We start from the raw sequence: 23,641 nt of genomic DNA on the forward strand, positions 1-23,641 counted from the left end.
CACCTTGAGAAATAGCATCATTTGCAAGCTCTACCACCTCAGGGCCATTGTTTTCCCCGATCAGATCGCCAGAGAATTGTAATCTTAAAACTCTGTTTTTAATTTCTTTGGTGTATTTCATGTATTTCTTATTAGGAGGCTATTTTGTTTTCACAGTTTTCCTTTTCACAACTACCATACAGTATCAACGAATGGTGCATTACTTTAAACTGTAATAATTGACCAACGGTCGTTTGAATATTCTGAATGCGCGGATCACAAAATTCATGTACTTTATTACAATCGGTACAAATAAGGTGATCATGCTGACGAAAACCGTACGCTTTCTCAAACTGCGCCAGGTTTTTCCCAAATTGATGTTTAGTAACTAAATCACAATCGACAAGCAAGTCTAAGGTATTATAAACCGTAGCACGACTCACTCTGTAATTTTTGTCTTTCATGCTGACATACAATGACTCTACATCAAAATGACCATTACGATTATATATTTCTTCAAGAATGGCAAACCGTTCAGGAGTTTTCCTTAAATTCTTATTTTCAAGATGAGCCTGAAAGATTTTCTTTACCTCATCCATAACATTCTGTCCCTGCATAATGCAAATATAATTTATGGGATTCGATCAATTGGTGCGACTTACCTTAACTACTCCATTTACTTTCTCCAACTTCTTAACAAGTGTATCCAAGTGTGAAGTGTCTTCTACATATAAGCGTATTATACCCTCAAAGATTCCCCCCTCCGTATTAATTGAAAGAGATCGCATGTTTACTTTCAGTTCTTCAGAAATAATATTCGAAACATCACTTACTAGTCCCATTCTATCCGTTCCTATAATAGATAGTGTTGCCTCAAATGAGTGTTTACGCGAAGAGGCCCATTTTGCTTTAATAATACGATAGCCATAGTTTGAAAGTAACTCAGCCGCATTAGGACAGGTGGTTCTATGTATTTTAATACCGTCACTGACAGTCACAAAGCCGAACACGTCATCTCCGGCTATTGGGTTGCAGCATTTTGCAAACTTGTAATCAATGATGTCCAAATCTTCTCCTAGCAGTAGTAAATCGCTATCCGTCTTCCTGACTCTACTTAGTTTCTCTTCAACATCCTTAGCTCCTTGAACACTCGGCTTTTTGATTTCTTCTTTATTGGTCCTTGCAAAGGATTTGATCAAAGAATGATCGATTTTACCGGTTCCGACCAGGTAAAGAAGGTCTGTAACACTTTTCACATTGAAGTAGTGAGAAATATCCTCCAACACTGACTGCTTATAATCTATTTTAAGCTGCTTGAGTTTTCTTTTGACTATTTCCCTACCCTCGTCAATGAATACTTTTCTTTCCTCTTTTAGAGCGTCCTTGATTTTTGACTTAGCCTTAGAACTTACTACGTATTGCAACCAGCTTTCATTCGGCTTTTGCTTATTAGATGTTAGAATCTCAACCTGGTCTCCATTTTTTAATTCGAAGTTGAGCGGCACTAACTTTTGATTCACTTTAGCGCCCAGACAATGTTCTCCAATTTCAGTGTGTATGTCGAAAGCAAAATCCAATGCCGTCGCACCTTGAGGTAGGGTTCGTAAATCCCCTTTTGGTGTAAATACAAAAACCTCATCACTATATAAGTTGGAGCGGAAGTCATCTACGAACTCTATTGCATTGCCGTCATTCTGCTCTAAGATTTCTCGCACTTTGGCAATCCACATTTCCAGTCCCGTCTCATCGGTGGTTTTTCCGTCCTTATATTTCCAATGGGCTGCATATCCCTTTTCGGCTATTTCATCCATTCGCGTAGTGCGGACCTGCACTTCTACCCACTGACCTTTATCGCTCATCACTGTAGTATGCAAAGATTCGTACCCATTAGCCTTAGGAATGCTAATCCAATCTCTTAATCTATCAGGATTAGGTTGGTAATAGTCTGTAACCAAAGAATACACTTGCCAGCAGAAAGCCTTTTCATCTCTATATGGTACATCCAGAATTATTCGTACGGCAAACAAATCGTACACTTCCTCAAAAGGCACGTTTTGCTTTTTCATCTTATTCCAAATGGAATGAATGGATTTTGGCCTCCCTTTTATCTCATAGTTTACACCAAGAGAATTGAGTTTATCCTTTATAGGACGAATAAAACCCCTAATGAATTTATTTCTAGAATCCTTTGTCTCGTTGATTTTACCTGCTATCTCATTATACACCTCAGGTTCACTATATTTCAAGTAAAGATCTTCGAGCTCTGATTTGAAAGCATAGAGTCCTAGCCTGTGAGCAAGTGGCGCATATAAGTAAATGGTCTCATTCGCAATTTTGAGTTGCTTGTTGCGAGGCATGCTTTCAAGCGTACGCATGTTATGCAAGCGATCTGCCAGCTTAATTAAAATCACTCTCACATCGTCAGAAAGGGTCAGCAGCATTTTCCGAAAGTTTTCTGCCTGCTGGGAACTGCCATGATCAAATACCCCGGCAATTTTCGTTAGGCCATCTATGATCGTAGCTACTTTCTTTCCAAAGAGTCTTTCAATATCATCCAGCTCATAATCCGTATCCTCAACAACGTCATGTAAAAGAGCTGCTACGATGGATGTGGTCCCAAGACCTATTTCGGAAACACATATTTCAGCTACTTCAAGGGGATGAAAAATATATGGCTCTCCCGATCTTCGTCGCATTCCACTATGCGCTTCCATCGAGGTATTAAATGCTCTCTTAATAATTTTAGCATCACCATCTTTCAGGATTGGCTTTGCCTTTCTCAACAAGCGCCTGTATCGCCTGATTATCTCTTTTTTTTCTGATTCTAAATCTTCCTCTACTACCATAATAATTTTACAAAATTAATCCCTTGTTGAATCAAAAATATTACCTACTTTTGCCTTCCAATTTTCAGAGCAAGAAAAAGATCGAGCAAAGAAAACTGCGGATGTGGCGAAATTGGTAGACGCACTAGACTTAGGATCTAGCGCCGCGAGGCATGGGGGTTCGAGTCCCTCCATCCGCACTGAAAAACAACCCTCTTTCCGGAACCCGACTAGCGGGGCGTGTAAGAGGGTTTTTATTTTATAAATACCAAACAATAGTACGGTGGATATAACTTTTGACAAAACCGAAAAAACTCAAGGTGTAATTAAAATTAGCGTAAACAGAGCTGATTTTCAACCTGGTGTGGATCAAAAAATCAAAGAGTACAGTAAGACTGCTAACATCAAAGGATTCCGTCAAGGAAAAGTACCTCCGGGGATGATCCGAAAAATGTATGGAAGTGCTTTGATCGTGGAGGAAATCAATAAACTGGTTTCTGACAAGCTCAACAACTATTTAAGGGAAAGTGAAACCCAGTTTCTTGGAGAACCACTACCTGCAGAAACTGACAAACAGTTTGATTGGGAGAATGATAAGGATTTTGAGTTCAACTATGAGATTGGGTTTGCAGAGCCATTTGAAGTAAAAGTTGATAAAAAAGTTAAATTAGATAAGCATTTTATCAAGGTTGATGATAAAGTGATCGATGAGACTATTGAGAATCTTCAAAGGCAATTTGGAGAAATGGAGAATCCTGATACTTCTTCTGAGAAAGATACGCTGTATGGTCCAATCAAATCAAAAGACGGTTCAATCAATCAGGAGGTGAGCATTGATTTGCGCGATGTTGAGAAAGGGACGTTAAAAAAACTAACCGGAGTAAAAGTTGGGGCAGAAGTTGAAATTGATCCGAAGAAGAGCTTCAAACATGATAATGTGCTCAAGAATCAATTGAGATTGGATGAAGATGAATTCAAAAAACTCAAAAAACTCACTTTCATTGTTCAGGCTATCAATCATTATAAGCTGGCACCTGTCAATCAAGAACTTTTCGATAAGACTTTCGGAAAGGATACGATCAAGGATGAAGCAGGATTTCGCGAGCGGGTAAAAGAGATTGTCTCTCAAAATTATAAAGGTGAAGAGGAGAAGTTTTTTGATCACCAGGTAAGAGAAAAATTGACAGAGTCTGCCAAAATCAATCTACCTGATGAATTTTTGAAGAAATGGTTGATTCGCACTAACGAAAACATTACTCCTGAATTGATGGAGCTGGAATATGGATCCTATGCCAAAGAGTTAAAGTGGTCATTGATCCGAAACCAGATTGTGAAAAATCAGGGTATCAAAGTGGAACACGAAGATGTAATCAATGAAGCAAAAGAGCTTATCAAGAAACAATTTGCTGGTTCCGGAATGGGGGACCAAATGAATGATCAGCTCGATACCTTCGCTAATAATTATCTTCAGGGAGAAAATGGAGAAAACTACATGAAGGTTTTTAATCAGGTTCAGTCCAATAAAGTCCTTGATTATATCAAGAATGAGGTTTCAATCAAGGAAAAGACTGTTTCACTGGACGAATTTAGAAAGCTGTGATTTTGAACCAAATGATATCATTTTAAGTTTTGAAGAAGTCCTGTACACGGGACTTTTTTATTTTTACACCTTATACTTTAAATTATTGAAATGATAAACACTGAGGAATTCAGAAAATACGCCGTAAAAGGCCAAAATATAAGCGGAACAGCTGTTGACGATTATATCCATCATGTTGAAAACATGACACGAGCGGTAATCGAAGAGCGTCCGACCAATTTCCGTGAAATTGATGTGTTTTCACGCCTAATCATGGATCGAATTATCTTTTTGGGTATGCAGGTTGAGGAAAACATTGCCAATATCATCACCGCTCAGTTGCTCTTTTTAGAGTCTGTTGATTCCAAAAAAGACATTCTACTGTATGTCAATAGTCCCGGTGGTTCTGTTTATGCCGGCTTAGGCATGTATGATACTATGCAATATGTAAGTCCGGATGTAGCAACCATCTGTACAGGCATGGCAGCATCGATGGGTGCTGTATTGTTATCAGGAGGAGCAGCCGGCAAAAGGTCTGCACTTCCTCATGCCAGGGTTATGATTCACCAACCAAGTGGTGGAATGCAGGGTCAATCAAGAGATATGGAGATCACGCTCAAGCAAATGCAGGAATTGAGAAAAGACCTCTATAGTATTTTATCAAAGCATTCGGGTAAATCGCTTAAAGACATTGAAAAAGATTCTGATCGTGATTATTGGATGCGTGCATCAGAAGCAAAAGAATATGGCCTCATAGATGAGGTGTTAGAGAAAAAATAAAATCATCATGGCTCAGGTAACGTGTAGTTTTTGTGGTAGGAATAAGAAAGATGTAGATCTGATGATCTCAGGCATACATGCACACATATGTGATAAATGTATTGCTCAGGCTCAGCAGATATTGAATGAGGAGTTGAAAACTACCTCTGAGAATGAAAGTCCGAATTTCAAACTCATCAAACCGACGGATATGAAGTCGCACCTTGATGAGTTTGTTATTGGGCAGGATGAAGCAAAAAAATACATTTCAGTTGCGGTATACAACCACTATAAACGTCTCATGCAAGCTGTAGATAAAGACGATGTGGTGATTGAGAAGTCTAACATCATTATGGTTGGCCAGACAGGTACCGGAAAAACCTATCTAGCCAGAACTCTTGCGAAAATCCTACAGGTTCCATTTTGTATCGCTGATGCCACCGTACTCACAGAGGCCGGTTATGTAGGCGAAGATGTGGAAAGCATTCTCACTCGCCTTCTCCAGTCTGCGAACTATGATGTAGAAGCAGCAGAGCGAGGAATCGTCTATATAGATGAAATTGATAAGATCGCGCGAAAATCGGATAATCCATCCATAACGAGAGATGTTAGTGGTGAAGGAGTTCAGCAAGCTTTATTGAAGTTATTGGAAGGAACGACTGTAAACGTTCCACCGCAAGGAGGTCGCAAGCATCCGGATCAAAAAATGATCAACGTCAATACAGAAAACATTTTATTTATCTGTGGGGGTGCATTTGATGGAATAGAACGACACATTGCTAACAGACTGAATACACGACCAATTGGTTTTGCTAATGATAATGAATTCAGGACTGGGGCTATTGACAAAGAGAACCTCCTTCAATACATCACTGCACAGGATATCAAAAGCTTCGGTCTAATTCCTGAATTGATCGGTCGTCTTCCGGTATTAACGCATTTAGATCCACTCAATTCCGAGGCATTGAAGCAAATCCTTACCGAGCCGAAAAATGCACTGATCAAGCAGTATACCAAGCTGTTCCAAATGGAGGATGTAAAACTTGATCTCCAGGAAGATGCACTGGATTATATTGTTGAAAAAGCGATGGAGTTCAAGCTTGGTGCCAGAGGTTTAAGATCAATATGTGAAGCAATCGTTACGGATGCGATGTTTGAATTGCCTTCCAATAAGGACATTAAGGAGATGGTGATAGATCGATCATACGCAGAAGAAAAATTCGAGAAGTCTAAGTTTAATAAGCTTAGAGCTGCTTAATCCTCTTCCTCCATCCAATCTACGATTTCACGGACTGCCTGTCTGGCAAACGGATGTGTCCCAACAATATCTTTTATTTCCTGGTAGCTTTGCATGATACCAGCACAGTACTGGTGATCATTGAGGATTCTGCTAATTTCTTCAATGATTAGTTCAATGTTGTTTCCTGATATATCTTTTACCACCTCATTATTGGTAAGTTTATTCAGTGGGCTCACTCTATTATTAGCCTTTTTAAATAAACTGTTTCGATACACATTCACCGTTGGACAGTTAGTGTATGCAGCAAAAAGATTGCTGAATCTATCCAGAGATATTGCTGAGTTTGAATGGATAGAAGCATCAATAGCTTCGGGCAAATCAGCCGAAATATTTAAGAGCTCATAGATAATATCGTTACTATGTCCTGAAAGCTTCTTTGAAAGTTTTCTTGCACGTTTCTCTTCTGCCGCTTCAGAATAGATAATACTGACTTTTGGCTTGATGTTTTCGTGAGAACTATAATTATCATGATTTCTAATCCTATCTAACAATAAGAAAGCATGATTAGACGATTTACTACTTCTCGGAATGTCATAAAAAACCTTTTGACCAGATGTGGGTTGGATGAACGTGTTTCGATCATCAAGAAGTGTCTGATGAAAGAAGCACGATTTAACTCCTCTTCTTCTAGCTTTTACTAGCAGTGAATTTGATCGATTGGTTCCAACTACAATCAAAAGGTCTGGTTCAAAGGACTTCAAAAGAGAAGTTGCTTCTTGAGGTATAGCCTTTTTTATAGCACTACGAATATCAAATCGCTCAATTTCATCAGATAAAGTATCGGACAATTGAATGCAAAGCGAATTCTCACCAACTATTAAATATTTCATCTATTCCCCGTAGTAATCAACAAAATCTCGATACGTCTCATAGAGTTTCCGGATCTACCTCTCCTCTAACTGAAGTTATTAATACGGAATTATGCACATGCCAATTCTCTTCTTTGCACATGGTCCGAAAACCCCTACATTTTACTCCTTTGGCCATTTCCGAATTACACAGCTTACGTGCAGCGTTAAAATGTACTTTGCGATAGATAGCTGACATTTCCAAATATCATAAATATAATCAGAATGGCTACAATTGGGCATATCCTTAATAGATTTGAAATAAAATTAAAAAGTATGAAGAAAGTGCTCGGAATTCTTCTTTTGGTCAGTCCTATGTTTGAGATTTTAGCTCAAATAGGACTCCAAATTAACAGTAGTAATGACTTAGACGGTTATATATTATATCAACCAAACAACAATGTAACCACATATCTTATTGATAGAAAGGGGTACGTTGTTACTGAATGGGACTCTGATTACCAACCGGGTAGAGCAGTCTACCTTCTTGAGAATGGTAACTTGTTAAAGACTGCCAGAATTGATAATCCAAATTTTATCGACGGTGGGAGAGGAGGTAGAATTGAACTAATCAATTCAAATAACGAGATCATTTGGTCTTATGAGCTATCAAATGAGTCTGAGTCTTTGCATCATGACATTGCTTATCTGCCAAATGGAAATATTCTGGCAATAACTTGGGAAAAAATATCTGAAATTGTAGCATTAGAAAATGGGAAAAATCCAGACTTAATGCCAACTACTGGAGAAATATGGATGGAAAAAATCATTGAGTTGGAGCCATTAGAATCAAACAATGCCAATATCGTTTGGGAGTGGCGGTTGATTGACCATATTATTCAAGATTATGATGATACCAAACCTAATTATGGAAATATTCAAAGTAACTTCAGGAAGCTTGACTTCAATTACCAGGTAGAAGATAATGGTTCTGATTGGATTCACATGAATGCCATTGACTATAATGAAGAACTTGATCAAATTGTTCTAAGCACACCTTTTCTGAACGAAATATGGGTTATTGATCACAGTACTACCACTGAGGAAGCCTCATCCAGTACTGGGGGGGATGCCGGTCATGGTGGAGACTTTCTATTTCGGTGGGGTAATAATCATTCATTCGGAATGTCTGATTTACCAGATAGATATCTTTTTGGACAGCACAATCCTCATTGGGTCAAAGAGGGAGAGGCTTGGAAGATTCTATTGTTCAATAATGGCAGAGGTCGGAACGAACCGTACTCAAACATTGAACGTATAGATTTGACATTTGAAAATGATGAATTGAATTATACCATTAATAATGGAGTTTTTAATTCTACTTCAACAGATATATATACAGCTGAAAACAAGTTGGATTTTTATTCCTCCTTTGTTTCAGGAGTGCAAGATTTGGGTGATAATCAATATCTGATATGTGAAGGTGCAAATGGACGTATTTTTCAAATTGACGATAACAAGGAGATTGTTTGGGAATACATCAATCCAATTGATACAGAACCAAAATGCACTGAGAATCAAGGTGAGACAGGAGGCATTGTATTCCGTGCATCATTCATACCCGAAAGTTTTAGTGGATTATCAGAATATAATGTTGAACCAAAATATCTTTTAGAGGAACTTGGATGTCCACTTAATATTGAAAATGATAAAGTTGATATTATAGCCGATCTTCACAAGCTTCCTAATGGCGACCTAGCGTTTTCCTTTGCTGATGGTGTTAACAACATTAATTTTCATTCAATAGATGGAAAAAGATTACCGTTTTATCATGAAGGAACCCAAAATATTATCGTTGAAATGCATGGAAATACAGGAATCATAATAGTAAATTGCGCGTTTAATAATCAAAAAATCGCAAAAAAACTAGTATTAAAAAATTGATTAAAATGAAGCTATTAAGAGAAGGATTAATAGTGCTGACATTGAGCACTATAGTAGTAGATGAAATCTATTCACAAGCAGTTGGTGGCTATGGTAGTCCCCAATCGATTCAGGATGTTTTAGATCCTACCTATCAAAATACTGATGCCTTTTATGACAAAACATATAGTGATATTAAGGGATCCGCTTATTTTTTTGATGATTGGGTTGAGGGAACAATATTAACAGAAGGGCAAAACTTCGTGAACGATGTGCAGCTTAAATATGATGTTTATAGCGATGCATTAATCTATAAAATCAAAAGTAACTCCAAAGAAGTCCCAAGGAAGATCATTTCAGAATTTACTTTGATCAAAGATGGAATACATTACAGGTTTCTTTACTTTGACAACCAAGGTTATGTACAGGATCTTGCTAGCTCAAGTGGGTTAGAATTATTCCTTAAACACAAAAAAGAAGTTAAGTATGCCGAGCCTGCAACAGGCTACAACGTTGGAAGTACAGAAGACAAATTTGTTGATAACCTTAAGCTTTACTTTAGCTTAAATGATCAGGAAATAAAAGAGTTTCCAAACAAAAAGAAGGATCGATATCAAGTATTTGATTCGATCCTTCCTAATTCCAAAAAATGGTTCAAAGAAAAAAAGTTGAATATCAAGAAAACTGATGATCTTATAATTGCATTAGGATCAATCTAGTTTTTATTTTGTCTTTACCATTTTAATGCTCTTGCCATTAACTTGAAACAAATAAATCCCTGGTTTTAAATAAGAAAAATCCAGGGATTTTTCAATTGTCCCCCTGAAAACCAATTGTCCCAAACTGTTAAACACAGAAAGGTTACGGCGATTCAATTCTCTCGAAAAGTTAATATTATCACTAAAAGGATTAGGGAATATTGTTAAACTACTTTGCTCATCTATTGCTGAGAGTACCAGGAATGGCTCTGAATAACTTGCACAAATGCCATTTGATACCCCCACCTGATAGGCACCTTTTAAAGGATTTTGAATAGAAGATCCGTCTTCTCCTTCTATGAGTTCATCTTCATAAAACCATTCAAAAAATTGCCCCGGTAATAAACTCGCATTAGCAACAAGTTCACCCTTCCCGTTAATAAATAAGCTAGGGGTGGTTGGATAAGTTGATTGCGGAATAATTTTAATAGATTCAGATTCCACAATATTTGAATTAGGATTCCGCACATAGACCACTAGATCACCATTAGATAAACCATCGAAAAGGTTCTCAGTTTGAAATTCAACACCGTCTAAGCTGAATTCTAAATCCTCCAATCCTCCATCAGTATTAACCACGATACTACCGTCCTGTACTCCAGGGCATGATGAACGTGATATGTCAATAGAAGTAATACTAAAAGCTGGATCATTTTCTGTAAGTTGTAAATCATCAATATAGATACTATTTCCAACATCGGAAGAAGCCCTGATTGCAATCTCAAATACTTCTGAGGATTCATCGATAGGAAATTCAATTGTTTGATTTACCCAATCTTGACTTGATGGTAAAAACTCCGCAATTGTAAAATCATTATTTGTAGAAAGATCACTTCCTTCCTTTTCCCATAAAACATTCCAATCACCGCAATCTTCCCGATAGATCACTTCAAGCTTATCGTCATATCCATTAATTGACTGCTTGTATGCGTAAGCAAATCTGAATTGATAATAACCATTATCATTTAAAAAAGAAGGTAAGAGGAGATAATCTTGCGAGCCAATATTTCGATTATAATATTGTTCGATTACATAAGAAAACGCTCCGTCATTAGAATTATCAGGAACTCTCATGAATGTCACATCTTCGTCAACATTGATAATTGTTGGTAGTGAAGTGTTATCTTCAAAACTTTGTTTATATGGCAAGGAAGCCTGATTGTCAACACTCTCTATATCATAAACATTAATTTCCCTTTCATACGTATAATCATTGTCCTGATCATCAGTACCAACCAAAGTGATTGTATAGTTTCCCGCATTAGGAAATTCAACCATAGGGTTTTCTAAAGTACTGGTTGAAGGAATCCCCCCTTCAAATGTCCATTCAATACTTTCAACCCCTCGAGACAAATTCTCAAATTCTAATATATCACCAGAACAAGTTACATTGGTAACTAATCGAAAATCCACATTTATCTCTTCAGACTTTATGTCTGTTTTATAGTTGTTAAAAGCTGCCAGCATCCTATCTTTTTGACCTTGTGTAAAAAGCTTCCTACACGAGGAGATTGAATAAGACATGAAATTTCTCGCATCAGGTTTATACCTGGCTCCATTGCTATCCGTTGCACTTCCGGCATAAGCACAAACACTAGCGTCAACTGCCCCACTAAGGTTAGGATCTGCCGGTGTATCACATACCCTATCGCCATTCGTGCTACAATTTGAACCATCTACTAATTCATCTGTAGTTCCTGTATTTGTTACCCCATGTGTGTGAAACAAATTAAAAAAGTGGCCCACTTCATGTGCTAATGTGCTCCCTCCTACTGTGCAACCATTAGCCATCATGATTAAGTTCTTTCCAACATTATCCTCGGGCAAATAAGTGTACCCACAAAGCGCAGAGCTTCCTGAACTTAATGTATTAAAAAAATAAATGTTGATTGTATTTGTTACATTATAACTTGGAGCAAAGTTTCCTTCCTGACTTGCGTCGAAATCAAAATATGTATCTGAGTTAATGAAATTGATTTCATCATCGATGTAAAAACGTAATTGCGTTCCTACATAAGCCTCATTTAAATCTTCAATGGCTTCAAAAATCTCTTCTTCGGTTAATCCACCTGTTCCGTTGCTTCTTCTAACAACATGTGGAGTAATTGCCAAACTATTGATTGCATCGCCATTAATTCTTGCTCTCCGCATGTAATCCTGAAATGCCTCTTCCTCTTTTATAACCTTATCAGATACAGTTGTTCCGCATGTTTGGCTTAAAGCGGAACAGATAGAACCATATCCAAAGAGGCCTAAAAAAAATAAAACTAAAATTCTTCTCATCACAATTGCTTTCTTATATAAGATATAAAATGTATAAAAGGGTTCCTTCATAGAAGAAACCCTTTGATTTAATTACTCTAAAAAGTAATCGATCTATTACTCAAACTCTAGTCTTCCACCAAACAGTGCAGCGCCAGATCCATTATAAAGTACATAGTCGAATCCAAATTCACCTGTGGTCAAATCAAAATAAGACGCTGTACCTGAAAAACCTGAGTCATCAGCAACTATATCAATAGTATTACCAATTTCCGTGCCATCAGGCAAGAACATTGCTGCCATGCTTTCAGCTTTTATAGTACCGGTGTTACTTTCTTCACCGTCTGGCACCACCGTTATTGCGAAATCAATTTGCTGACCAAACAATGATGCAGCTCCACCGACAATAAGGAAAGTTGTACATTCATCACCAGGGGCTGCAACTGTTGCAACAGAAGCAGCAGCAGTGCTGTATCCTACATCCGTACCCTGGGTGATTTGAAGCTTATTTGCAGGACAGTAGAAATCATCGTCATTGATGGTCAAAACCAAATCAGGTGAGTTTCCACTCAATCCTACCTGTGCATCATCAGAAGTCAAACTAAAAGTAACAGATTTTTGACCGTCAATTTCTTCATTGTCGATCAATGTCACTGTAACTTCTTTCTGAAATTCGCCAGCAGCGAATGTAACTGATGTGGCACCCAATGTATAATCAACTCCAGCTACTGCATCTTCAGAAGAAGCTGCAATAGTAGCTGATGCTCCATTAGGGTTGCTGCTTAACACAGTAAGTGTTACCTCTCCAGCTGTTTCCTCAGATGTAATAGTTTCAACATCAAAACCCACATAATCTGGTCCTGGGTAAGACTTTGTATTACCATTCTCAATTTCCTTACAAGCATTCGTAAGAAAAAGGAGAGCTGTTACTAAAAATAAATATGTATATCGTTTCATGTCGTATATATTTTAAGATCCAGATCCGTAACCAGGGTTTTGCCCAAAGTTTGGATTCACGTTAGTCTCTGTCTGAGGGATTGGCAACAAGAATCTATGGTCGCCTGCAGGTAAGGTCATTTCCTGAGGAGCAGTTCCTGTACCGTCAGCAAAGTCTCCAAAGTTAGCTCTGTTTACACCCAGTCCCCATCTCCTGATGTCGAACCAACGACTATACTCCGCAAACATCTCCAGTCTTCTTTCAAATCGAATGGCTGCCTCAAGCTGTGCTCCTGTTTCACCATCAGTGTAGCTACTTGCTGTGTACCTTACGTCTCTAAGTTGATTTAGAGTAGTAAGAGCAGCAGCCTGTTGGCCATCTTCAAACTGAGCCTCGGCTTTATTTAGCAAAACCTCCTCAACTCTAATTACAGGCATATCTGTTTCACCATTGATTTGTCCGGTTTCACCTATCCATTTGTTAATGGCGTTATAGTTGTTACCTTCATTAACTCCAGTGAACACAAATGCAGTTCCTCGAATATCATCAGCAGCAATGGCACTGAATAGATCATATGCCATTGCGTATTCCGAAATGGTATTTGTTGAACTACTTTGACTAAATACTACACCAGCTGACAGAGCATCTACCTGCTGATCAATACCTAGCTTCATTAGGATCCCTGCATTTGAAGCATCTCTGTAAACATTAAGTAAGTCAGCAGCAGGAGCTGGAGCACTTGTTACTTCATTGGCAGCATCAATAGCAGCCGTCCAGTCACCATTGTAAAGATGTACTCTTGACAAAATACCATAAAGTGCCTCAACAGTGAAGTTGTTAGTTACTGAAGTACTAACACCAGCTGTTCCAATTAAATCAATGGCATCTTCCAAATCACCAATGATTTCGGTGTAATTACTTGCCACCGATTCACGAGCTGGCAAAGCAAATGGATCTCCTGTATCTCCATCCTCGAACTTCAAATAGGCAACACCCAAATCTGTATTTGGATCCGAGCTCTCTGTAGGGATAGGTCCATACAAACGAGCCATATCAAAGTGGGCAATTGCTCTGATTGCAGTAGCCTGACCAAGAATATTAGTTTTTGCATCGCCATCAGGCAACACATCAATATTCTTAATGATCAAATTCGCAATGTTCACTGCTTCATAACCTTCGTCCAGCATGCCAATGTCGTTTAGAGACGTATATCTCCAATCCCAATAAGCATCATTCGAAAGACGACCGGTCTGCGATTGAATCACATTATCAGTGGGGATATCACCCATAATCAGCAACTCTAAAGCATAATAATTTTGCATTTGCTGGAATGCTCCACCCAATGCTGCATTAAAATCTGATGCAGTTGCAAAGAAATCATTGATTTCCAGTGAGTCACTAGGACGCACATTATCTATATCGCTCGCACAAGAAGCTGCGAACAATACAAAAAATATTACTAAGTATTTATTTAAATTTTTCATACAGTTTCTCATTTTAGAATCTAATCTCAATACCTGCAGAATACGTTTTCAGGTTTGGATAGCTGTAAAGGTTAAACTCACCAGCTACGAAACCATCCGCTCCGGGTGCAATTGTCTCTCCAGATCCAATTCCAACTTCCGGATCACCCTTAAAGTAAGGTCTGTAAGTAAGAAGGTTTTGACCTTGTAGAAACACTCTCACAAAATCCAATCCAACTCTTTCGATAAGCGCTTTAGGCAGGGTATAACCGATAGTTACATTTCTTAGCCTAATATAATCTCCTCTTTGAAGGAATCGATCAGAAGTCTGTGCTGCCGTTGATCCGAAAAGTGGATTTGGAAGCACATCTGTATCTCCCGGATTTCTCCAGAAGTTAAATGCATCAGTACGCTGATTCGTGTTAATACTCACACCGTCTGAAAGCATGTTAGACTCCATTGTATTATAGATATAGTTACCACCTCTGAATACCGCATCGGCTCGAAGGTCAATTCCTTTCCATCTTGCACTAACAAAGAATCCACCCTGATAATCAGGTTGTGCAGATTTACCTTCTAGCAAAACAGCATCTTCACCGTTAAATGTACTTGTGATTTCTCCATCAGCAGTGTACCAAAGTGCTTCACCATTCGCAGGGTTTACACCAGCATATCGATTCAGGTAGAAAGAGTTGATCTCTTCGCCTTCTCTCAAAATTGTGAAGTTTCTGAAAATATCATTTCCTTCAGAAAGCTTATTCACTTTTGTATCAATGAAGAAAATGTTACCTCCAACTCGCACTAACCAATCATTGTTGCTAAGTACATCTGCAGACAATTCAAACTCCCAACCCTTAGATTCGATTTCACCTAAGTTCGTTAGGATAACGTTATTCTCATCTCCAATGCTTTGACTCAATGGTCTCTCACCTAAAAGCTCAGATGATGTTCTTTGGAAATAATCCGCTACGAAAGTGACTCTATTGTCCCAGAATGTACTCTCAATACCCACATCAATGATTTTCTGAGCCTCCCACTGAAGACCGGGATCTGCTTCACCGTTAGGTATTACAGTTGATTGACCGTTTCTGCTTTGGAACAATACAGTACTCAAACTACCAAAATCTGGTATTTGCTGGTTTCCTGACGCTCCATAAGACGCTCTCACTCTCAATGAATTAAAGAAATCTACATTAAAGAAAGATTCGTTGTGCACATTCCATGCACCACTGACTGCATAAAAAGTACCCCATCTACTCTCTCGACCGAACCTTGATGAACCATCTCGTCTCAATGACAAATCAACAATGTATCGGTCATCAAATGCATAATTGATGAATGCACCGTAACTAGCTAAGATATTTGAGGTTTCAAATGATCCGGAAGCTGTTGGAATAGCAGCTACATCCTGCACTGACAAACGATCGGTTACAAATCCAGCAGATGTTACTGTGTAATCTGTAAATACTCTTTTATTATACTCATAAAGCGCTCGAACACTTACGTCATGAACATCAGCTAACGTTTTAGTCCAGCTAAGAATGTTTGTAGAAACAATACGATAATCATTGCTGCCATTATCCGTTTTTGATCCCGGATTATTGGCATCACCCACGAACTGATCCAGTCTTGATCCTGGCTTTAGGAAAGACTGACGCTGAAATCTATCATTCGACATCCCCAAAGTGGTTCTGAACTTAAAGTCTTGCAAGAAAGAAACTTCTGTGAACGCGCTGGCAATTGAAACTAAGTTTGTGGTAGTCTCAGTGTTGTTTACTAATGCCTCAGAGATATTGAAACCAAGTGAAATTCCTTCTCCGAAGTTGTACTGAGGCTCTCCGTTGGCATCCAAAATCACATTTCCAGCTGCATCAGTCACATATTTAGTCGCCCATGGCTTGTAATCATACATTGCCCGGAATGGGTTCTGAACATTGTTTCGATCTCGAGGAAGATCAGATTCTGATCTTGCAACAGCTACGTTCACACCAGCAGTTACATTATCACTCAATTTAAAAGTGGTATTCAACCTACTTGAGAATCTCTCAAATCCGTCCAAATCTTTGATAATTCCTTCGTTATAATCTCTTGCCAGAGAGAAGAAATAAGTTGCTGCTTCAGTTCCACCTCGCATGGATACACTTTGTGATTCCAATCGACCTGCTTTCAGCAATTCATCGAACCAATCGGTATTTCTATTAAGGAACGGTCCCCAATCTCTACCTTTAGCTAAACGTCCACCCGGTTGAGCAGCAGCAGATGAAACACCAACATCAGCAAGCTGCTTTTCATATTGAAGCATTTGCTGTGCATTCATCATATCAAAATTGTCTTCTATTCTGGAAGCAGAACCGTAGCTGGTTTTCACTGTAATCTTAGCATCACCAGCTGATCCTTTTTTGGTAGTAATTACAATCACACCATTACCGGCACGAGATCCATAAAGTGCCGCAGTTGCTGCATCTTTTAGTACAGAAACGCTTTCGATATCACTTGGATTGATATTATTCACATTGGAAGGATCAACAGGAACACCATCTACGATGTATAATGGGTTCGTTCCACCCTGAATTGAAGTAATACCTCTAATATTTACCAACGCTGTTTGTCCCGGACGTCCGTTTGCTCCAACAATTGAAACTCCAGACGCTTTTCCCTGCAGGATTTGGTCAATACTTGTACTTGCATTAAAGCTTTCAATTTCAGTATTGTCTACCACTGATACCGCAGATGTCAATTTGTCTCTAGAGGCATCACTGTATCCCAAGACAACTACCTCGGTAAGTTCTGTAGCACCGCCCAAAGTAACATCTATTGTAGTTCTTGAGCCTACCTGAATTTCTTGCGTTTCAAACCCAACGTAAGAAAAGACCAAGGTAGCGCCATCATCTACTGAAAGTCGGTAATTTCCATCCAAATCAGTAGTAACACCAGTTGTTGTGCCTTTAATCACAACATTCACTCCTGGTAAAGCCTCACCTGTATCATCGGTGACTTTACCAGAAACCGTTCTTTGCGCCATTGCACTGAAGGCAATAACAGTTAAGAACGCAAAACTTAGTAGTAAAATCCTCTTCATACTAACTAGTTAATTGTTAAACATTAATTATTTGAAACCCGAAAGATATGTCTTTTTAAGGTTATTTAACAAAATAAAAACAGGCCCATCAAAGTAATTTTCAAGACAAATTGTTTGGAAAAAACCGAAATCAATAGCAAAAAAAAGTAAAAGTTAAATTTTCGGAATTTTTCATTACGTCTTAAAGTATCACTTTAATTAAATTCTGAATCTTGATTTGTTAAAAATTGTAATAAAAAGCAAAACCTTTCATTGTTTCGTCCGTAGGACACGAAATTCTATCCTGCGGTTGGATTGTCGGTTGATTTCGGTGGTATTTGGTTTTATAGGCTGACTATCCGCATAGCCTTTATAGGTTAACCTTTTCTCATTTACGCCTTTTGAAATAAGTGCATCATATACAGCCTTTGCTCGGAATCTTGAAAGTTGTTCGTTGTATGATTTGCTCCCGGTATCATCTGTATGACCAGCTATTTCCACAACTATATTTGGATTTTCTTTTAATAGTTGAAAAGCATTTTCTAACTCGGAAGTAGATCGATTATTGATTTCATAAGAGTCCACATCGAAATAGATATTCTTTAGAACAAGTGTCTCACCCTCTTGTACTGGAATCAATTCAATATCAATAGTGTCAGGCTGAAGAGCACTATTGGAATCAGTCGAAAAATGGAAGTCTGAGTAGAGATATCCTTTCTTTTTCACGTATCCCGCCAGATCTAAACCAACAGGTAATACCATATAATACTGTCCGGTAATTGAATCGGACTCACTTTCATATATCGATTGATCGTTAGATAAATTAACAACCTGAACATCCGCTCTTAATGGTTTATTGGTTTTAGCATCTCTAATCTCACCTATTATATAAGAAGCCCTTTTGGACTTTAGTCTCTCTGGTAATTCAATTCTGATAATCTTGCTATCCAGAATTTCAAAATTCTTTTGTTCTTCCTTGGCGTAATACGCTTTGGATCCTTCTCCTATTATCACAATAGATACTTCATCACGAAACGTATTTATAGGATAACCTAAGTTTTGAGGCTTTGACCAGGTAGTGTCTTCTTTTTGGACTAGATACAAATCATATCCTCCCATACCGGGATAACCATTTCCAGAAAAATAGAGCGAAACTCCATTGGTATGAATGAAAGGGGTCGTTTCATCTTTTCGCGTATTGATCTCTTTGCCAAGATTCCTTGGTTCAGACCACTTTCCATTTCTGTTCTCAGAAACCCAAAGGTCACGACCACCAAAACCTCCTCTTCGGTTAGATGAAAAGTAGAGTGTTTTTCCATCCGCAGATAAAGAAGGCTGAGACTCCCAGTAAATACTATTCACCGGTTGACCCAGGTTTTTTGGATACGACCAGGTATCTCCGGACTTTTTAGAAATATAGAGATCGCAGCTGCCTAACGAATTTCTTCCGTCACAGGAAGTGAAGATCATGGTTCTACCATCTGCAGAGACTGTGCATGCCCCTTCATTGAGTGGAGTGTTGATTCGGGATGAAACGGATTGGGCCGGAAGCCACATACCATCCTTCTTATGACTGACTACAATATCTTCATCTCCTTTTACATCATCTCTCTTTGTGTAAAACATAGAAGCATCATCAATAGTGACTGAAGGCAAGTACTGGAGACGGAAGCGATTTACTTCTTCCGGTAACAGCTTCATTTCAACACTATCCTTTGAGCTGGCTAGTTCTGAAACAGCGAAATCAATACTTCTGGAAAGTAAATCAATTTCAAAGCTTGCGGCTCTTTCGGGCACTCTTTTTAGAAATTGGTTTAAGAATTGATTGGCATTTTCATACTCACCTCGATCAAAAGCCATAAAGGCTAACTTTTCCAAAACTGAAGCTATTGGATCAGGAGCAATCTTTACATAGCTACGAAACTTGGAGTAGACCGAATCCTCCTGTCCCAGAGCATTATAGAAACTGCCCATTCTGATATACGCTTCGAAGAATGAAGGGTCTTCCTTTACGGACTCTTCCAGATATTCCAGAGCTCCGTAGAAATCCCTGTCCTGATATTTCTTATCTGCTTTTTCGTAAAGCTTTCTTGCTTTCTTACTTTCGGTAGACAGTGACTGTGAGTATATAAAACCAGATTGAAGTAATGTACATATGATAATCAACACCCATTTCAGGGTATATCCATGTACTTGTGTGTTTGAAGGGATATTTTCCATTTCGGGTTTCGCTTCACAAAATCAACGACCAAAGGTGTCATTTCTTTTTCTTTCGACCACTCTGGTTGAAGGAATAGTTCGGCGTTTGGTCCCATTTTGTCTCCATGTTCACTTGCCCACTTAAAATCACTCTTGTTAAAGGCAATTACCTTCAACTCATGTGATTTTGAATAAAACTCGTCCAATGGTGCCTTGAATTTTTTGGGAGAGAAGCAAATCCAATCCCATTGACCTGATAATGGATAAGCACCAGAGGTCTCGATGTTGGTTTGAAGGCCAAGCTTTTTTAGTTCGCTGGTAAGCTCAGAAAGATCATACATTAAAGGTTCGCCACCCGTCACGACCACCACATGTGCTCCTGAGTTCTTTGCATCCTTTGCGATTTGTCCTACCGAAAACCATTCAAATTGTGAAGCATCCCATGATTCTTTTACATCACACCATACACATCCCACATCACATCCGCCCAATCTTATAAAGTAGGCGGGAGTCCCGGAATAGAAGCCCTCACCCTGAATTGTGTAAAAAGACTCCATCACTGGAAGGTAATCCGGGTCAGTGATTTCGCTCATAAGCCTTGAATGTATTCAAAAGCAAAGATGCTATGGTCATAGGACCTACGCCACCTGGAACGGGGGTTATATAACTAGCTAATGGTGCTACCTCATCATATACCACATCTCCTGACAGTCGGAACCCGGATTTTTTTGAGGCATCTTCCACGCGTGTAGTTCCAACATCAATAATTACTACACCCTCCTTCACCATGTCTTTGGTGATTAAGCCTGGCTTGCCAACTGCGACAACTAATATATCCGCTTCTTTTGTATGGCTTTTTAGGTCTCTTGTGAGCTTGTGACAGACGGTTACTGTAGCGCCCCCATCCTGAAGCATCATCAAACTCAATGGAGCTCCGGCTATACGAGATGCACCGACGATCACACAGTGTTTTCCCTCTGTTGGTATCTCATACCTGCGAATCAATTCCATCACTCCAAAAGGAGTTGCCGGCAAGAGCAACTGATGATGGGACATAATGCTGCCAAAATTTTGGTTCGTGAAGCCGTCAACATCTTTAAGCGGAGCAATACGCTCGGTAATATGTTCCACTGATATATGATCAGGTAAAGGAATCTGGACAATAAACCCATCTATATCCTGATCGTCATTCAGTTGTTCAATGTGCTTAATCAGCTTCTCTTCTGAGATCGTATTTGCGAAGTGCATGAGTGTAAAATCAAACCCCACTGCCTTGCATGCGTTGATCTTACCATTTACGTACGTATGACTGGCTCCATCATCACCAACAATAATAATGGCCAGGTGCGGTGCTCGTTTACCATCAGCCTTAAGTTTTTCAACTTTTTCGGCGATTTCATTTTTAATGTCTTTGGAGACTTTTCTTCCGTCAATGATAGTTGGTGATGACATTTTTAATCTAGTTTTAATACAGCCATAAATGCCTCCTGTGGAATTTCTACATTGCCAACCTGACGCATTCGCTTTTTACCTTTTTTCTGTTTCTCAAGTAGCTTTCGCTTTCTTGAAATATCTCCACCGTAACATTTAGCCAATACATTTTTACGCATGGCCTTCACGGTTTCTCTCGCGATGATCTTGGTACCAATTGCTGCTTGTACCGCAATTTCAAACATCTGACGAGGGATTAATTCTTTAAGTTTTTCGCACAGTCTCTTGCCCCACTCATAGGCTTTATCTCTATGCACAATTGCTGACAGTGCATCTACCTTATCTCCATTTAACATGATATCCAACTTCACCATGTTCGATCTTCGATAGCCAATCAGCTCGTAATCAAGCGAGGCATATCCTCTTGACATGGTTTTCAACTTATCGAAAAAATCAAATACTATTTCAGCCAATGGAATCTCAAATGTCAGCTCAACCCTGTTTGAGGTTAAGTACACTTGATTCTTAATCTCCCCTCTTTTATCCATACAGAGTGCAATGATCGGTCCGATGAATTCAGACTTTGTAATGATCTGAGCACGAATAAATGGTTCCTCAATGTGATCAATAAGGTTGGGCTCAGGAAGCTCAGACGGAGCACTTACCTTAATGATTGTTCCATCTTCTTCGATGGCGTGAAATCGCACCGAAGGTACAGTCGTGATTACAGTCATATCAAACTCACGCTCCAATCGCTCCTGCACAATTTCCATGTGGAGCATTCCCAGAAAGCCGCATCGAAAACCAAATCCAAGTGCCGCTGATGTTTCCGGCTCCCATATAAGTGAAGCATCATTCAGCTGAAGTTTTTCCATAGATGCCCTGAGTTCTTCAAACTCACTTGTGTCGACCGGGTAAATACCGGCAAATACCATTGGCTTCACATCTTCGAATCCTTTTACCTGCCGCTGTGTAGGTCGATCCACATGTGTGATTGTATCTCCTACTTTTACCTCTTTGGCAACCTTAATTCCTGAGATCAAATAACCAACGTTACCAGCAGAAATGGATTTTCGAGGCTCATGTTGCAATCGCAAAACCCCTATCTCATCTGCCTCATATGTTTTACCTGTGTTGACGAACTTCACCTTATCCGCCTTATTCAACGTGCCATTAAACACACGGAAGAACACCTCAATACCTCGGTATGGATTGAAAACAGAATCAAAGATCATGGCCTGCAATGGCTCGTCGGCATCCCCCTCAGGAGAGGGCACTCGATGAACAATTGATTGCAAAATTTCGGTGATACCAATACCTTCCTTGGCACTGGCATGGATAATATCTTCTTTGGCACATCCAATCAAATCGATGATCTGATCAGAAACCTCATCAGGCATTGCTCCCGGAAGGTCTATTTTATTCAATACCGGAATGATTTCCAGATCATGTTCTAATGCCAAGTACAAGTTTGAGATGGTTTGTGCCTCAATTCCCTGTGCCGCGTCCACCACTAAAAGTGCTCCCTCACAAGCTGCGATGGATCGAGAAACTTCATAAGAGAAATCGACGTGCCCCGGGGTGTCAATAAGGTTGAGTGTGTATTTCTCCCCTTCCAACTCATAATCCATCTGAATGGCGTGACTTTTAATGGTGATCCCACGCTCGCGTTCCAGATCCATGTTATCAAGCAGCTGGGCTTGCATATCACGCTCAGTCACTGTATGAGTAAACTCCAAAAGCCTATCTGCCAGGGTACTTTTACCATGGTCGATATGGGCAATAATGCAGAAGTTTCGTATGTTTTTCATATATGTAAGTCAGCGGATTGTGACTTTCTTTCTCCTCAATCCTTTGAAAATTAGCCGCAAAGGTAACATGCTGCTAACCAGCTTCAAAGAGTGGTTACTCATTTACCGAAAATAAATCATTCCTTGTTTTTGGTATCCACCAGAATGGTGACAGGGCCGTCATTAATGAGGGATACCTGCATGTCTGCGCCAAACTCACCGGTCTTTATATCAGTGGTTAGATGAGTTTGCAGTTCCTCTACAAACGATTCATACATGGGAATTGCTTTGTCTGGTTTGGCTGCCTGAATGTAGCTCGGACGATTTCCTTTTTTTGTGCTGGCATGGAGGGTGAATTGACTTACCACCAGAGCTTCTCCATTCACATCAATCAGACTTTTATTCATAACTCCTTCGTCATCCGGAAAGATGCGCATATTGCTAATCTTGCGGCATAGCCACTCAATGTCTTCTTTTTCATCTACGTCCTCAATCCCCAAGAGAATCATTAGACCAACTCCTATTTTAGACTTTGTCTGACCTTCTATGGCGACAGATGCTTCGGAAACTCGTTGAATTACTGTTCGCAT

Annotated in this window: 18 protein-coding genes and 1 tRNA gene (1 of these 19 cut by a window edge); 6 read left to right on the forward strand and 13 right to left on the reverse strand. The window is 39.2% G+C overall.

Going from position 1 to position 23,641, the window contains the following annotated elements; genetic code table 11:
- The 3 genes in view from ACOQON_RS13315 to ACOQON_RS13325 are tightly spaced (at most 27 nt apart) and all read right to left on the reverse strand, a layout consistent with a single transcriptional unit that may run on beyond the window.
- Positions 1–121 carry the start of an STAS domain-containing protein gene (locus ACOQON_RS13315; RefSeq protein WP_420575908.1) on the reverse strand. Its footprint begins 218 nt before the window's first position, so the window shows 121 of its 339 coding nt (coding positions 1–121); the start codon lies at positions 119–121; the stop codon falls past the left edge of the window.
- Between the two features lie 10 nt (positions 122–131).
- Positions 132–596: a Fur family transcriptional regulator gene (locus ACOQON_RS13320; protein ID WP_420575909.1), complete on the reverse strand. Its 465-nt coding sequence runs from the start codon at positions 594–596 to the stop codon at positions 132–134.
- Positions 597–623: 27 nt separating this feature from the next.
- Complete coding sequence (locus tag ACOQON_RS13325; protein WP_420575910.1) at positions 624–2,825, reverse strand: RelA/SpoT family protein; 2,202 nt, start codon at positions 2,823–2,825, stop codon at positions 624–626.
- A gap of 97 nt (positions 2,826–2,922) precedes the next feature.
- Here ACOQON_RS13325 and ACOQON_RS13330 point away from each other — a divergent pair.
- The 4 genes from ACOQON_RS13330 to clpX all read left to right on the forward strand — a co-directional run bounded on the left by ACOQON_RS13330 (position 2,923) and on the right by clpX (position 6,400).
- Positions 2,923–3,004: transfer RNA gene (locus tag ACOQON_RS13330), tRNA-Leu, on the forward strand.
- An 83-nt stretch (positions 3,005–3,087) separates the two neighbouring features.
- On the forward strand, positions 3,088–4,404 hold the full coding sequence (locus ACOQON_RS13335; RefSeq protein ID WP_420575911.1) for a trigger factor: 1,317 nt from the start codon (positions 3,088–3,090) through the stop codon (positions 4,402–4,404).
- A 90-nt stretch (positions 4,405–4,494) separates the two neighbouring features.
- Positions 4,495–5,163, forward strand: a complete 669-nt coding sequence (locus ACOQON_RS13340) for a ClpP family protease (protein ID WP_420575912.1) — start codon at positions 4,495–4,497, stop codon at positions 5,161–5,163.
- Positions 5,164–5,170: 7 nt separating this feature from the next.
- Positions 5,171–6,400 (forward strand): ATP-dependent Clp protease ATP-binding subunit ClpX, encoded by a 1,230-nt coding sequence (gene clpX, locus ACOQON_RS13345; protein WP_420575913.1) that lies wholly within the window; start codon positions 5,171–5,173, stop codon positions 6,398–6,400.
- On the opposite strand, the gene ACOQON_RS13350 is transcribed toward clpX, so the two are convergent.
- A complete protein-coding gene (locus ACOQON_RS13350) occupies positions 6,397–7,272 on the reverse strand; it encodes a hypothetical protein (protein ID WP_420575914.1) in 876 nt (291 codons plus the stop codon). The two genes, clpX and ACOQON_RS13350, sit on opposite strands and share 4 nt — an antisense overlap.
- Positions 7,273–7,515: 243 nt before the next feature.
- Between ACOQON_RS13350 and ACOQON_RS13355 the strand changes: the two genes are divergently transcribed.
- Both ACOQON_RS13355 and ACOQON_RS13360 read left to right on the forward strand, forming a co-directional pair.
- A complete protein-coding gene (locus ACOQON_RS13355) occupies positions 7,516–9,174 on the forward strand; it encodes an aryl-sulfate sulfotransferase (protein WP_420575915.1) in 1,659 nt (552 codons plus the stop codon).
- A 5-nt stretch (positions 9,175–9,179) separates the two neighbouring features.
- Positions 9,180–9,872, forward strand: a complete 693-nt coding sequence (locus tag ACOQON_RS13360; RefSeq protein ID WP_420575916.1) for a hypothetical protein — start codon at positions 9,180–9,182, stop codon at positions 9,870–9,872.
- Positions 9,873–9,875: 3 nt separating this feature from the next.
- On the opposite strand, the gene ACOQON_RS13365 is transcribed toward ACOQON_RS13360, so the two are convergent.
- The 9 genes from ACOQON_RS13365 to dtd all read right to left on the reverse strand — a co-directional run bounded on the left by ACOQON_RS13365 (position 9,876) and on the right by dtd (position 23,641).
- Positions 9,876–12,245 (reverse strand): M43 family zinc metalloprotease, encoded by a 2,370-nt coding sequence (locus tag ACOQON_RS13365; RefSeq protein ID WP_420575917.1) that lies wholly within the window; start codon positions 12,243–12,245, stop codon positions 9,876–9,878.
- A gap of 45 nt (positions 12,246–12,290) precedes the next feature.
- A complete protein-coding gene (locus ACOQON_RS13370; protein WP_420575918.1) occupies positions 12,291–13,130 on the reverse strand; it encodes a Calx-beta domain-containing protein in 840 nt (279 codons plus the stop codon).
- Between the two features lie 12 nt (positions 13,131–13,142).
- A complete protein-coding gene (locus ACOQON_RS13375; RefSeq protein WP_420575919.1) occupies positions 13,143–14,594 on the reverse strand; it encodes a RagB/SusD family nutrient uptake outer membrane protein in 1,452 nt (483 codons plus the stop codon).
- 13 nt (positions 14,595–14,607) lie between these two features.
- Positions 14,608–17,652 (reverse strand): SusC/RagA family TonB-linked outer membrane protein, encoded by a 3,045-nt coding sequence (locus ACOQON_RS13380; protein ID WP_420575920.1) that lies wholly within the window; start codon positions 17,650–17,652, stop codon positions 14,608–14,610.
- A gap of 249 nt (positions 17,653–17,901) precedes the next feature.
- Entirely contained in the window at positions 17,902–19,851 is a 1,950-nt protein-coding gene (locus tag ACOQON_RS13385; RefSeq protein ID WP_420575921.1) for an OmpA family protein, read from the reverse strand.
- Positions 19,806–20,423 (reverse strand): 7-carboxy-7-deazaguanine synthase QueE, encoded by a 618-nt coding sequence (locus ACOQON_RS13390; RefSeq protein WP_420575922.1) that lies wholly within the window; start codon positions 20,421–20,423, stop codon positions 19,806–19,808. The genes ACOQON_RS13385 and ACOQON_RS13390 overlap by 46 nt, the downstream gene beginning before the upstream one ends.
- Entirely contained in the window at positions 20,407–21,282 is an 876-nt protein-coding gene (locus ACOQON_RS13395) for a bifunctional 5,10-methylenetetrahydrofolate dehydrogenase/5,10-methenyltetrahydrofolate cyclohydrolase (RefSeq protein WP_420575923.1), read from the reverse strand. The genes ACOQON_RS13390 and ACOQON_RS13395 overlap by 17 nt, the downstream gene beginning before the upstream one ends.
- 2 nt (positions 21,283–21,284) lie before the next feature.
- Positions 21,285–23,072 carry a translation elongation factor 4 gene (lepA, locus tag ACOQON_RS13400; protein WP_420575924.1) on the reverse strand — a complete coding sequence of 596 codons (1,788 nt, stop codon included), beginning with the start codon at positions 23,070–23,072 and terminating at the stop codon, positions 21,285–21,287.
- 116 nt (positions 23,073–23,188) lie between these two features.
- Entirely contained in the window at positions 23,189–23,641 is a 453-nt protein-coding gene (dtd, locus tag ACOQON_RS13405) for a D-aminoacyl-tRNA deacylase (RefSeq protein WP_420575925.1), read from the reverse strand.

Origin of the sequence: Ekhidna sp., assembly GCF_965221965.1 — a bacterium.
Lineage (GTDB): Bacteria > Bacteroidota > Bacteroidia > Cytophagales > Cyclobacteriaceae > Ekhidna.